The following is a 12,539-nucleotide window of genomic DNA, read 5'->3' on the forward strand; positions in this document are numbered from 1 at the left end:
TCGCTTACGCGCACTTTAAATGTGCTCCGTCCGGCAGTGGTTTTCCGGTTCTGTCTCAATGACCATTTTCCTTAGCTTCTTCGGTCCTGCTCACATAGCTTATCAGGGAGCATTGCCATCTTCAGCCGATAGCAGCCTCCCGATAAGATTCTTTTGTTTGCAATAAAGCCCAGACAATACGGGCCATCTTGTTGGCAAGGGCGACAGCCACCAGCATAGAAGGTTTACGGTCCAACATCCGTTGCAACCATGCCCCCTCACGGGCACCGCGCAGCTTGGCCCACCGGACCACTGCCATTGCCCCGGTAATCAGAAGGCGCCGAATATCTCTTTGTCCCATCTTGGAGGTGCGTCCCAACCGCTCCTTACCTCCACTGGAAAACTGTTTGGGAGTTAGACCGAGCCAGGCAGAAAAATCTCTTCCCTTTGTGAAGGTTTCAGGCGGCGGCGCAAACGCCAGAATGGCAGATGCGGTGATCGGGCCGATACCAGGAACTGCCATCAAACGTGTCGCAACTTCCTCCTTTTCGGTTGTTCGGTTGATAGCCTTCAGGAGCTCATCAATTTTCTCCTGCAGGCTCACAATCTGATCGAGAAGCATATGACTATAGCTCACAACCGTTTCTGGCAGGTCCTGCCCCTTTGTTTGGAGCAGTTCTCGCAATGCCTTGAGATGAACAATCCCTTTTGCTGCAAGCAGACCATGCTCTGCCAGATGCGCCCGCAAGGCATTAATCGTTTGCGTTCGCTGGCGCACAAACAGATCCCGGGTTTTGAAAGCCATACAGCCTCCCTGCTGTTCACTGCTTTTGACGGCAACAAAGCGCATGGTTGCGCGGGAGGCTGCCTCCGCAATGGCCTCAGCATCTACTGCATCATTTTTCTGCCGTTTGACAAACGGTTTCACATAGACGGGAGGAACCAGTTTTGCCTCATGGCCGAGGCGGTTAATTTCCCGCGCCCAGTAATGAGCGGTCGCACAAGCTTCCATAGCCACAACAGTCGGGGGCAAGCTTTCTAAAAATGGCAACAGTTTTGCTCTGGAGAGTTTTTTGCTGAAAATCGGTTTTCCACTCTTGTCGGCACCATGTGCCTGAAAAACATTCTTAGCCAGATCAAGTCCTACTATGTAAAGTTCTTTCATGGACGCCTCCTATACAAGTGGTCTGACACCACTTTGGCACAGTAAAGCCTGAAAGGGGGTGTCCATCCCATCGCTTACGAACGCACTCTAAACTCTTATGATTGATGCAGCCCATTTGATGGCCCACCGAACTGTGGCAAGCCTGCATAAAAAGGGGATACACCGCGCAGAATCGAACGAACCAAAGGTGGGGGATTATCCCCCCACCTTTCGCAAGTAAGAGAGTTACTACTGTGGTGTCAACGGAGTCCCAACTTGATTGGATGCCATACTCCACTTGTCAAGTACTCTTCCAACTGTTCCATATAGGGAGTTATATCAATATTCTGTGAAACCAACCAGTCATCATTGTAATAAGTGTGGCTGTACCTTTCACCACCGTCACACATGATAGAAACGATAGATCCCTTCGTATTGTCCAAGAGCATTTGGTGGGATAGTAGGCAAACACCGTAGAAATTGGTTCCTGTTGATCCTCCCGGTCTTCTACCCAAAATTTTCTCAAGAATACGCATTGCAGCTATCGACGCAGCATCTGGAATGCGCATCATCTGATCAATTACAGAAGGTAAGAAGGATTTCTCGCAGCGAGGACGGCCAATACCCTCTATTCTGGATCCATGTGAGATTTCAAATTCACGTGTCTGCTTACAATAACAATCATAGAAAACAGAATTTTCCGGATCAACGACACAAAGTTTTGTATTTGATCGATTGTATCTGATATATCTTCCAATAGTCGCTGAGGTACCACCTGTCCCAGCACTCATTACAATCCAAGTAGGAATAGGAAAGGGCTCCTGTTCCATTTGTTGGTAGATACTTTCTGCAATATTGTTGTTGCCTCGCCAATCAGTCGCCCTTTCTGCAAAGGTGAACTGATCTATAAAGTGCCCACCACGCTCTTTTGCCAGTTCATTGGAAACCTTTGAAATTGCGGTAGGATCATTTACGAGATGACAAATTCCGCCATAAAACTCAATCGCGTCGATCTTTATTTGTGATGTTGAAGCTGGCATCACTGCTATAAACTCAAGACCAATTAAACGGGAGAAATAAGCTTCAGATACAGCCGTTGAGCCCGACGAGGCTTCTATAATCGGCTTCCCCTTCTTAATCCAACCATTACAAATCCCATAGAGAAACAATGAGCGAGCCAAACGGTGTTTGAGGCTACCAGTAGGATGTGTTGATTCATCCTTCAAATACACATCTATGCCCTTAAGGATTGGTAGGTCCACTTGGAAAAGATGCGTATCTGCAGACCGATTATAGTCCGCCATAATTCGCTCGACTGCCCACTTGGACCAATCATGGTGTTCTATTACCGAAGAGGGCATTCATTCACTCCTAGAGTTAAAGTACTGAATTATTACCAAATACAAGAGTACCTGATAAGCTAGAATGTTAAGCACTAAGAGACCTGTTTACATAGTGCGAAACCATAACCTCGAACCTCGGCTTAAAGCCTGAAACAGTCACTTTCGTAATGGTCCATCTAATGTTTCCCTATGATACAGGAGGTGGGTCATCGGAAAAGCACTTGGATTAGATTTTGCGCGAGCGGTTGGTTAAAGGATTTGAAGCTGGAAAGTCGTGCTGGGCGGGCGCTGCACAGTTTGGAGTTGCGCCGTCAACTGCGGTGAGAGTGGTGGCCCCCTATAAGGCGACGGGGTCACCTGCGCCCGCAAAACAACGGCGACCAAGGGGGCAGGCAAATTTGCACCGCTCCGTACCGCCTTGATTGCGAAGGTGAAAGTACAGCCAGATATCACCATGGCCAATCTGGCGAAATGGCTCATCACTGCTCATAGCGTATCTGCCAGCCCGTCTAATCCGTCCAAACTGCTGTGTACTGCTGGGTTCAGCTATAAAAAAACGCTACTGGAATAGGAGAAAGAACGTAGCAATGTCAAAGCCATTAGATCTGAATGACGCCAGCACCACCAACCCTTAATGCAACGCCAGCCCGCACGACGGGTATTCATTGACGAGTCAAATATTAAGACCAATAGGACGCCGCTGCGCGGGCGCTGCTATTGAGGTAAACGGCTACTTGCCGCTGCACCTATTGGCAAGTGGCAGACCCAGAGATAACGTACAATATTTTTCGCATCTGTGGATGCCCCGTGTTTTGCAAGTTGTTTTTCGAGCAATTTTGGCATGTGATCGGTTGCGGTCATCTGTCAGGCCTCGTTGTGCGGCGCTGCATTTGCCGCGGGCCGGTATGGAGATACGCAACTTGGCTCCAATACACATTTGCGGGCTTTTTGCCCGGTGCGAAAGACTGGTTATGCCAAGTCGGATCTAGTCGATCGTTTACCCTTACTGCTCAAAGCCCTCCTCACATCCCGACGGACCTGTCCTGAAGCACCTATTTAGCCGGGGACAGGTTTCGGTAGTCTTCATCTTTGACCAACATAGCCCACAATCTACGAGCCATTTTGTTTGCAAGCGCGATAGCCACCACCATACTTGGTTTTCTTTCAAGCATTCTTCCAAGCCATAAGCTTTCTGGCCTCCCCGTCCGCCGGGCAGCACCAATGAGTGCCATAGCTCCGATGATCAAAAGCCTTCGGATATCGCGCTGGCCCATTTTCGAGGTTCGGCCCAAGATCTGCCTTCCCCCTGTTGAATATTGTTTTGGCACAAGCCCCAGCCATGCGGCAAAGTCCCGCCCTCGGCGGAACGTGCTCATTGATGGGGCAAATGCTGTAACCGCCATGGCCGTTATCGGCCCTATTCCGGGCATGGTTTGCAATCTTTGCGCAGCCTTGTCCTGGTTCGCTTCTATTCGAAGCTGCTTTTCCAGGGACTGGATCCGGTTTGTGAGCAGTGCAATTTGCTCCAGGTAGATCTGACCGAGTTGAAGCACCACAGGAGGCAGGTCACTGTTCGGAGCATTCAAAGCCTCAGCCAGTTTCTTAACGTGTATCGCCTTTCTTGGTGCGAGGCAGCCAAACTCAGCCAAATGAGCTCTCAAGGCGTTGATCAACTGAGTACGTTGACGTACAAAAAGATCGCGGCTACGGAATAACACGGCGCGACTTTGCTGATCCTTTGATTTTATCGGAACCGTACGCATTGTGGGGCGCGACGCTGCTTCCGCAATGGCTTCCGCGTCAGCTGCATCGTTTTTTTGACGTTTTACAAATGGTTTCACATAGATTGGGGGAATCAATTTAACATCATGCCCCAGAGCGCGAATTTCTCGCCCCCAACTATGGGCAGTAGCGCAAGCTTCCATTGCCACAACACAAGGTTCTTGTTTGGCAAAGAACGGTAACATCTGCCCGCGTGACAATTTCCGTCGAAATAAAACCTTGCCGTCTGGTGCCGCACCATGAGCTTGAAAACTGTGCTTTGCCAAATCTAAACCTATAATGCTAACCTCTGCCATGGATGTCCCTTCCCAATCTTCGATTGCTTCAATCGTAAATATGGCACATTGCGATGCCGCCGGGTGGGGCATCCACTCCATCACATTTGCTGTTGAGTTCGGTTCCACTCACACTGGATGAGGGGATCAGATTATGGACGAGACCGATAAGCAGAAGGAATTGAACAACGTCATCCGCATTGATGAGGCCCGGATCAAGGATCATCTTGGCGAGATGGTACGCGGCACGGTTGAAGAGGCCTTGAATGCGATGCTGGATGCCGAAGCCGACCGATTGTGTGGGGCTGGACGCGATGAACGCTCTGAAGGGCGTCAGGATACGCGTGCTGGTAGTTATGAGCGTTCCCTGCGCACCAAGGCTGGTCCGGTTAAGCTGAAGATGCCAAAGCTGCGTAAGCAAGCCTTTGAGACGGCGATCATCGAGCGTTACCAGCGCCGGGAAAGCTCGGTTGAGGAAGCGCTTATCGAGATGTATCTGGCGGGTGTTTCGGTGCGCCGTGTGGAAGACATAACCGAGGCCCTGTGGGGGACGCGAGTCTCACCAGGTACAGTTTCCAATCTCAATAAGAAGATCTACGCCAAGATCGAACAATGGTGCCAGCGCCCCATCGAGGGGGATCATCCCTATCTGTATTTGGACGGCATTGTAATGAAGCGCACCTGGGCTGGGGAGGTTCGCAATGTTTCATTGCTGGTGGCTTCTGCGGTTAACACAGAAGGATACCGCGAGATTGTTGGGATCGTTGAAGGGGCCAAGGAAGACAAGTCCGGCTGGTCGTCATTTCTACGCCATTTGATAGATCGTGGTCTTTCCGGCGTTCAATTAATCATTTCTGATGCCTGTCGTGGATTGATTGAAAGCATTGAGGAGTACCTTCCTGAGGCCCGCTGGCAGCGTTGTATGGTTCGCTCCAAGGGAAAACGATTCACTGGATCGTTTTCAGCTCCTTCTCGCTACCGTAATGTATTTTCTTAACTACCCTCTACCAGAGTTCGGGAGGTAAGCCATATGCTCAAGGCGATCCATGCGCAGGAAAGTCGTGCGGCAGCACAACAAAAAACCGAGGCTGTTATCGCTGCTTTGCGAGCACGCAAGATGACCAAAGCGGCAGAACTGATCGAAACCCATATCGGGGAGACGCTGAGTTTTTATGCCTTCCCTGACAGCCACTGGCGCAAGATCAGGACCAATAATCCGTTGGAGCGTATCATGCGGGAGATTCGACGCAGAACCCGTGTGGTTGGGGCGTTTCCAGACGGAAAGTCCTGTCTTAATCTGGCGGCCGCCAGATTAAGACACATCGCAGGATCCACATGGGCCACAAAACGATACATGAACATGAAGCCACTCTTCGAAAACATCGAGGATCAAACCGGAGCCGTTGCTTGAAAGCAAAAAGTGCGAAAGATATTTGACACTACCATATAGGCAGGTATGTCGCGCAGGATAAACAGGTCCGTCAGCGCATCGATGACTTCGCTCGCAGTCAGCTTTCGCTTCACCCGAATAGCAAGGCATTCACGCGTATACTCATCCAAAATATTCAACGTTCTCAATGCCCTGCCATCATCAGTTCGATGATGGACAAAGTCATAGGACCACACGTGATTGCGATACTGTGGCCGGAGACGTATGCAAGACCCATCATTGAGCCAGAGCCGCCCCTGTTTCGGTTGCTTCATGCGAACCTTCAACCCCTCTCGTCGCCACAGACGTTCAACACGTTTATCGTTCACTTGCCATCCAGCCTCTCGGAGCAAAGCGGCAATGCGACGGTAACCGTAACGGCCATATTGGCGTGCCAGCTCAATCATATCTGCAACCAGCTGATCTTCATCCGCTCGCCCTTTGGGGAAGCGACGCTGTGTGGAGCGATGCTGGCCAAGAGCGCGGCATACGCGCCGTTCGGATACCTTTATTTGAGTGCGAACATGATTGATGCAGACCCGGCGACGAGCGGGGCTTAGAAGTTTCCCTTTGCAGCCTCCTTCAAGATCAGCTTATCCAGTGTCAGATCCGAGACTGCACGGCGTAACCGCTCATTTTCTTTCTGCAACCGCTTCAGTTCCTTGAGTTGTTCTGTACCCATGCCACCGTACTTCTTCCTCCAACGGTAATAGGTTTGTTCAGGAACACCTATCTGGCCGATCGCATCTACGTGCGACATCCCTTGTCCCGTCAGAACTTCAACCTGCCACAATTTAACGACAATCTCTTCTGGCTTTGGTCTCTTGATTCCCATATCGAGTCCTCCGTTTTCCCAATCATAAACGTGAACCACTTCTTTGGGGGAGGCTCAGATCAAGACGGATACTCTAAACTCACAGCCCATTGCGGCAAGTTCGGCAAAGTTTTTTTCATAGATCCCCATCGAGTTCGAGCGTACAAAACGATTGTAAAGGGTTGTATAGGGCCGTACTCGCTGGGAGCATCCCGCCAGTGCAGGTCATTTTTGAGCACAAAAACTATACCCGATAGAACGCGTCTGTCATCTACTTTTGCCTGACCGCGAGAGCGGGGAAAGCAAGGCGAGATTGGAGCCATAGAAGCTTCAGATAAGAGGAATAAGTCACCTATGACTGCAGCTTATAAATAATGATAGACACTCAAAGTACTTAAATTAACGTAATGGATCCTGACCATAATGACCTTCGAATTTATAATGATATTTTAAGTAGCGCATTAAGTTGCTTGATGAAAACAACAAGTATTTAATGGATTTTTTTGTTGTTTACTTTTTAAATATATTATATAAACTTCTAGTTCAGAGGTTTTTGTGGTTTTTTAATTCGGTGCGGTAGGTGTATTACAGTGTTCTATTCCAAGCCGGGAAAATGAGTGCAAATGTATGGATATTTATTTTTTAAAATATCCATATCGGTTGTTGTAATATGTCGATCTACATATAGAGCCCCGCTATTTTCTAAGGGAAATTTTGAGCTGTCACGGTTCGTGAGCCGTATCAATGACACACATTCCTATGATGAACGCTGAAGCAAAAATAAACAGAACTTCCGGAAAAATTCTTCTAGTTGCTCCTTCAAGAGGGCAGATATATGATATGCTTTCACCGCTAGTGGAAATATCTGACCGCCTTACAATCATAGAGAATTTTGACCAACTACAAGATGAATTATGGTATACTAGTACACTACCTGTTTGCATAGTTTTGCCCATCTTGGAGCTTAATCACTTTGATTTGCAGAAGATGTCGAGTTCTATAAAAAAATTTCGACAAATAGTGCAGGGCGAGGTGCCTTTACTAGTGATTACTTCTGGGAACGCTCCTGTTCCTCTTGAATTAAGGCCGACCGCAGCAATGTCCGATGCAGTTTCGCCAGATGTTCTGATCCCACGTATTGCGGGTTTAAAACGCCTTACCAACAGATCAGAGGAAGCGCGTGTCCGTAGAAGGCTCTTTGGCTCGCTTCCTGACTACAGGAGAGCGTTTTTTACTTCTAAGCTTCAACGATTGCTCATTTCTGGTTCAGGCCGCAGTTTTGTAGACCTGAATAAACAAAGAATGCTTAAACTGGAAGTAGTTAAGGCACATACGCCACGACTTGTGGAATGCTATCTCACCCAATATCACTTCGATGCTGTTATTTTAGATAAGCCTATTTGGGAGTCTGTGGATGAGCTCATTAGCATACGGTCTGATCCTCGTTACTTAAATATTCCTATTTTAGCTCAAGCTGACACTCCAGCAGAAGCTAGAGCCTTATATAATGCGGGTGCTACTGACGTTTTTGTTGGACAACTCAGCTCCAGAACTATTCTCAGCCATCTATATTCGGCGTTGCGGGCAGGAAGAAGGCAACGGTTGATTGATACTATCCTAACGGTTTCAAGCAAATGGCTATCAAGAAACAATACGCAAGGTATCGTATCAGTAGATATATATAATTCTTACCTCTCTCTTTTAGAAGAGTCTACAAGCCGACGTGGGGAGGCTGTTTTTGAGCTTGAACTACTGGACCTAATTGGTCGCTTTACCGGTACAGACCAAGAAATAATGCGCAAAAATCAGGAAGCATGGTCAGGTACAGTTTTATCAATCGCTTTGGCTGTTTGCCGGGACGAGGATTTCGTGGCCAATGTGGAAGGATATGGCCCTGTCGCTGTTCTGCGTACGAAAAAAGGCCTAGATCAACTTTCCAATAGAATAATGGTAATGGTACGCACGACTGGATTAGGAACGTAACTTACTCAGTGGAGCAAAGTAGGATGTTTCACTGCTCCAGTGTTGCTAACTAAAGTTAAAGCAGCTTGTGCTTTTTATATTGAGCAGCCCCGTTTGATTGGTCCGCTTTGAAAGTTAGTGTATGGTTGGTCTTTGGTCCATCGGAATAATGACTTCCGGAACCGGCGGGCGGTAACCCAGAGCACTATGCGGTCGTTTGGTATTGTAGTGTTTCCTCCAGTTTTCTATGATTATTTGGGCTTCACGTAGGGAGTAGAAGATTTCTCCGTTCAATAATTCATCACGCATTCGCCCATTGAAACTCTCGCAATATCCGTTTTCCCATGGCGAGCCTGGCTCAATGTAGGCTGTTTGGGCTCCGACGGCTTTGATCCACTTTTGAACCGCCTCAGCAACGAACTCAGGGCCGTTATCTGAACGAATATAGGCAGGTGGCCCGCGCACAATGAACAGATCCGTCAGCACATCGATGACCTCGTTCGAGTTCAGCTTTCGCTTCACCCGAATAGCAAGGCATTCACGCGTATACTCATCCAAAATATTCAACGTTCTGAATGCCCTGCCATCTTCGGTTCGATGGTGGACAAAGTCATAGGACCACACGTGATTGCGATACTGTGGCCGGAGACGTGTGCAAGACCCATCATTGAGCCAGAGCCGCCCCTTTTTCGGTTGCTTCATGGGAACTTTCAGCCCCTCTCGTCTCCAAAGGCGCTCGACACGTTTGTCGTTCACTTGCCAACCCGCTTCTCGAAGCAAAGCAGCAATCCGGCGATAGCCGTAGCGACCATATTGACGGGCCAGTTCAATCATATCCGCGACCAGCTGGCTTTCATCCGCTCGCCCTTTGGGGAAGCGACGCTGTGTGGAGCGATGCTGACCAAGAACACGACAAACACGCCGTTCGGATACCTTTATCTGAGTGCGAACATGATTGATGCAGGCCCGGCGACGAGCGGGGCTTAGAAGTTTCCCTTTGCAGCCTCCCTAAGGATCAGCTTGTCCAATGTCAGATCAGAGACCGCACGGCGTAACCGCTCATTTTCTTTCTGCAGTCGCTTCGTAAGCGCGCGGCCTGACCGACCTAACGCTGTTGTAATTCGTGGTTCAAGTTCTGCCTGATCTAATTATGCGGGACTGGACTCATAAGCAAGAGAAACAAGACGTATTGGAGCGATGGATAAGCGCACCGTTTGTGAGGAGGCTTTGTCGTCTCCTGAATCTGTCACCCATATTGCCCGCAGAACGGGCTTAACAAGGGGCGTCTATATAATTGGCTTATGGACCAACGTTACAACCCTTCCCCAAAACCTACCGTTGATGACCCTAAACCAGCAGCCTTAGTTCCGGTTAGCGTTTCTACAAGTCAGTGTTGTGAAGCATGGAATAAACTTATCAACCAACCAGAGAGAATAACCTCAATCGGCATGCGAAAATGGGCCCATGGGTCATAATGTATGAGGATTGGTATTACCTGTGGTAAATAATACCTTGGGTTTTATAGTATGTATTTGAGGTTATGTTTGTAAATTTTTTTTTGATAATTTTTTCGATTATGTGGCTATTTCTGCCAACGAGAATAAAGTGGACTTGGTTCTGCCCAAAGCCACAGTAAACTCTCGGGTTGCTTTTATAAGACCCGCGATGATGTTCAAGTAAATACCTTGACGGATTGATGCCCCGCACATTTTGGAAATTGTTGTTGTTTACCTGTTGGTTCCAGGCGGCTTTCACCAGCAAAGCCCCGGGTATATCATCGGATGACGTCCCTAGATGCGCGATGCAGCGCTGCCCTCCGGTGGTGAATTCACAAAACCAGCACCCGGTAAACTCTCCCGAAATGGTATTTTTTAAACTCGGATTGATGTCCGTGTAGGTGATGACATTCTCGCGCCAGTCTAAGTACTGATACGACCCATGGAAGAGCTTTTTGTTGATCCGCCATATACTACGACCTCTCCCGTCCGGCCTGTCGCCCCGGTTTCGGATCGGAATGAGGGATCTCATGTCATCGCCAACACGCAGCAAATTCAGTAAACCAGACATGCCAATACTATGCTCCTGTTAATTCTTGTGCTGGTTTGCAACGGGCGCCGCACGGTCCCGCAGCCTGTATAGGTCTATTTTATATCTAATGATTGCGAAATGAGATAATCACACGTCTCAAATTATTGTCTCAGTATCTCAAAATATTATTCCTCAATTTGATCTTGCAAAATAACTCTCAATCACTGCACAGTTAACACGCTGATCTATGGACTTACTAAGACTGCAATGGGCGTAGCTAGGGAGTTTCGGTCGTGTCTATATTAATTGATCACGAAGTTGTGCCTCGGGACAGAAAACTCACACACTCAACCTTTAATACATCTGTTGTCGCCAAAAGCGAGCAATACGACATCTGGCAAACTAGTATTTCATGTATTTTTGAAACGGCTACCCCTCAAGCCTTTAAAGAAGATGGGTTCAATGCCTGCATCAGCTCAACGTGGTTTAACTGCATGCTCTTTGCTCGAACACGGTGCCCTGGTCAAACATGGGTGCGAACAAAGTTAAAGGCAGCTACAGACGGACTGGATCATCTGATGTTCCAGTTTTACGTCACCGGGGAACATACATGGCAGAAAAAAGGTGATTACTTAGTTCTGCCAAGAAGAGGAATACTGGTCTTTGACTTATCTCAGGAAGTAACATCAATTACCACGCACGCTGAAACAATTGTCTTGATAATTCCAAAACTTCTACTCTCACAATATATTGACATTTCCCACAATTATCACATGAAGATATTTTATCCGGATAGCTCTTTGACACTAGCTCTTTATGATCATGTCTTAACTCTAGACCGTCTAAGGACAGATTTAAGTGTATCAGAAGCCCAGCTGCTGTTACCTGCAACCCTTTCCTTGGTCTCAGCATGTATCAATTCAACGCTAAATTGGGATAATCCCGCGCAACTGACCGCACTTAAGAGTACGTTCAAGCATAGACTAACAGATCTGATTGATAGAAACCTTAGCAACCACAATCTCAGTACACTCTTGGTTTCAGGACAAATGGGTATGTCTAGGGCTACCCTTTATCGCTTCCTTGAAGATTGTGGAGGGGTAGAGAGCTTTATTCGTAAAAGACGGTTAGACCATGCGGCAAAGCTTCTAAGTGATCCTCGTAATATACGGCAAAAAATCTACGACATAGCAAATGAAGTCGGTTACAAAACCGAAGCAGGCTTTTGTAAAGCCTTCAAGCGTCAGTTCGGAATCACTCCCAGTGATGCTAGAAACTCTTACGCCGACATCGAACAAAAAAACATAAACATTGAGGGTGCTTTAGACAGAAGCTATGAAGAGTGGATCCGATCAATGTAACGCACCTGCTCTATTTTTTTGGGCGTTGTTGCAATATTCAGTAAGGTGACTATAGGTTTGTCAAACTTTCTTTGATCGAAGCGATATTTATGCCCTTTAAACACTTAAATGATCGGCGTCACAAGTTTAGCAAAGCCCAACTCAAAGTCACCAACTGGGCCCACTATAATGAGAGCTTGCGTCGTCGTGGGGATATTGCCATTTGGGTTGATGCCAGCGTTGCAAACAGCTGGTTGGCTCCAGCTGTCAAGCGCCGCGGCCGACCTAGCACATTCTCAGATCTGGCCATAGAAACCTGTTTGAGGGCACGCTCTGTTTTTGGTCTTGCCCTGCGTCAAACGCAGGGGTTTATGCGTTCTATCTTCACCCTTATGAAGCTGGTTTGTGAGCGGTTGGTAAACCCGACCTTTCTCTAGAAACTA

The 12,539-nt window shown here is 47.9% G+C and carries 10 protein-coding genes and 3 pseudogenes; 5 read left to right on the forward strand and 8 right to left on the reverse strand.

Translation table 11 applies throughout. The features are described from left to right. Window positions 1-121: 121 nt before the first annotated feature. From P6574_RS08955 to P6574_RS08970, 4 genes are all read right to left on the reverse strand, one after another. A complete protein-coding gene (locus tag P6574_RS08955; RefSeq protein WP_310619988.1) occupies window positions 122-1,144 on the reverse strand; it encodes an IS110 family RNA-guided transposase in 1,023 nt (340 codons plus the stop codon). Window positions 1,145-1,383: 239 nt separating this feature from the next. Then, window positions 1,384-2,484 carry a PLP-dependent cysteine synthase family protein gene (locus P6574_RS08960; RefSeq protein ID WP_310619989.1) on the reverse strand — a complete coding sequence of 367 codons (1,101 nt, stop codon included), beginning with the start codon at window positions 2,482-2,484 and terminating at the stop codon, window positions 1,384-1,386. Between the two features lie 319 nt (window positions 2,485-2,803). Then, the gene (locus P6574_RS08965; RefSeq protein WP_310619990.1) at window positions 2,804-2,956 is read right to left on the reverse strand and encodes a hypothetical protein; all 153 of its coding nucleotides are present in this window, start codon (window positions 2,954-2,956) and stop codon (window positions 2,804-2,806) included. A 562-nt stretch (window positions 2,957-3,518) separates the two neighbouring features. Continuing rightward, window positions 3,519-4,544, reverse strand: coding sequence for an IS110 family RNA-guided transposase (locus P6574_RS08970; protein WP_310622113.1), 1,026 nt, complete (start codon window positions 4,542-4,544; stop codon window positions 3,519-3,521). A gap of 133 nt (window positions 4,545-4,677) precedes the next feature. Here P6574_RS08970 and P6574_RS08975 point away from each other — a divergent pair. Continuing rightward, a pseudogene (locus P6574_RS08975) lies at window positions 4,678-5,934 on the forward strand (IS256 family transposase). A gap of 20 nt (window positions 5,935-5,954) precedes the next feature. Here P6574_RS08975 and P6574_RS08980 read toward each other — a convergent pair. After that, a pseudogene (locus tag P6574_RS08980) lies at window positions 5,955-6,787 on the reverse strand (IS3 family transposase); the annotation flags it as partial. Window positions 6,788-6,846: 59 nt separating this feature from the next. Further along, on the reverse strand, window positions 6,847-7,122 hold the full coding sequence (locus tag P6574_RS08985; RefSeq protein WP_405048137.1) for a transposase: 276 nt from the start codon (window positions 7,120-7,122) through the stop codon (window positions 6,847-6,849). 403 nt (window positions 7,123-7,525) lie between these two features. Here P6574_RS08985 and P6574_RS08990 point away from each other — a divergent pair, with 403 nt between their 5' ends. Then, window positions 7,526-8,749 (forward strand): PleD family two-component system response regulator, encoded by a 1,224-nt coding sequence (locus P6574_RS08990; protein WP_310619991.1) that lies wholly within the window; start codon window positions 7,526-7,528, stop codon window positions 8,747-8,749. Window positions 8,750-8,863: 114 nt separating this feature from the next. Here the strand turns inward: P6574_RS08990 and P6574_RS08995 are convergent. Beyond that, window positions 8,864-9,810 (reverse strand): annotated as a pseudogene (locus P6574_RS08995) (IS3 family transposase); the annotation flags it as partial. A gap of 115 nt (window positions 9,811-9,925) precedes the next feature. Here P6574_RS08995 and P6574_RS09000 point away from each other — a divergent pair. Continuing rightward, complete coding sequence (locus P6574_RS09000) at window positions 9,926-10,093, forward strand: hypothetical protein (RefSeq protein ID WP_310619992.1); 168 nt, start codon at window positions 9,926-9,928, stop codon at window positions 10,091-10,093. 126 nt (window positions 10,094-10,219) lie between these two features. Here P6574_RS09000 and P6574_RS09005 read toward each other — a convergent pair whose 3' ends face one another. Next, window positions 10,220-10,795 carry a hypothetical protein gene (locus P6574_RS09005; RefSeq protein ID WP_310619993.1) on the reverse strand — a complete coding sequence of 192 codons (576 nt, stop codon included), beginning with the start codon at window positions 10,793-10,795 and terminating at the stop codon, window positions 10,220-10,222. Between the two features lie 254 nt (window positions 10,796-11,049). On the opposite strand from P6574_RS09005, the gene P6574_RS09010 reads away from it, so the two are divergent. Together P6574_RS09010 and P6574_RS09015 are read left to right on the forward strand one after the other, a co-directional pair. Continuing rightward, the gene (locus P6574_RS09010; protein WP_310619994.1) at window positions 11,050-12,117 is read left to right on the forward strand and encodes an AraC family transcriptional regulator; all 1,068 of its coding nucleotides are present in this window, start codon (window positions 11,050-11,052) and stop codon (window positions 12,115-12,117) included. 89 nt (window positions 12,118-12,206) lie between these two features. Continuing rightward, window positions 12,207-12,533: a transposase gene (locus P6574_RS09015; protein WP_310619995.1), complete on the forward strand. Its 327-nt coding sequence runs from the start codon at window positions 12,207-12,209 to the stop codon at window positions 12,531-12,533. Window positions 12,534-12,539 lie beyond the last annotated feature (6 nt).

It is taken from the genome of Pseudovibrio sp. M1P-2-3, assembly GCF_031501865.1.
In the GTDB taxonomy this organism is placed as follows: domain Bacteria; phylum Pseudomonadota; class Alphaproteobacteria; order Rhizobiales; family Stappiaceae; genus Pseudovibrio; species Pseudovibrio corallicola.

Coding starts and splice junctions, on each gene's coding strand:
- P6574_RS08955 (WP_310619988.1), bottom strand. CDS start 1,144: ATGAAAGAACTTTACATAGTAGGACTTGATCTGGCTAAGAATGTTTTT.
- P6574_RS08960 (WP_310619989.1), bottom strand. CDS start 2,484: ATGCCCTCTTCGGTAATAGAACACCATGATTGGTCCAAGTGGGCAGTC.
- P6574_RS08965 (WP_310619990.1), bottom strand. CDS start 2,956: ATGAGCAGTGATGAGCCATTTCGCCAGATTGGCCATGGTGATATCTGG.
- P6574_RS08970 (WP_310622113.1), bottom strand. CDS start 4,544: ATGGCAGAGGTTAGCATTATAGGTTTAGATTTGGCAAAGCACAGTTTT.
- P6574_RS08990 (WP_310619991.1), top strand. CDS start 7,526: ATGATGAACGCTGAAGCAAAAATAAACAGAACTTCCGGAAAAATTCTT.
- P6574_RS09000 (WP_310619992.1), top strand. CDS start 9,926: ATGGATAAGCGCACCGTTTGTGAGGAGGCTTTGTCGTCTCCTGAATCT.
- P6574_RS09005 (WP_310619993.1), bottom strand. CDS start 10,795: ATGTCTGGTTTACTGAATTTGCTGCGTGTTGGCGATGACATGAGATCC.
- P6574_RS09015 (WP_310619995.1), top strand. CDS start 12,207: ATGCCCTTTAAACACTTAAATGATCGGCGTCACAAGTTTAGCAAAGCC.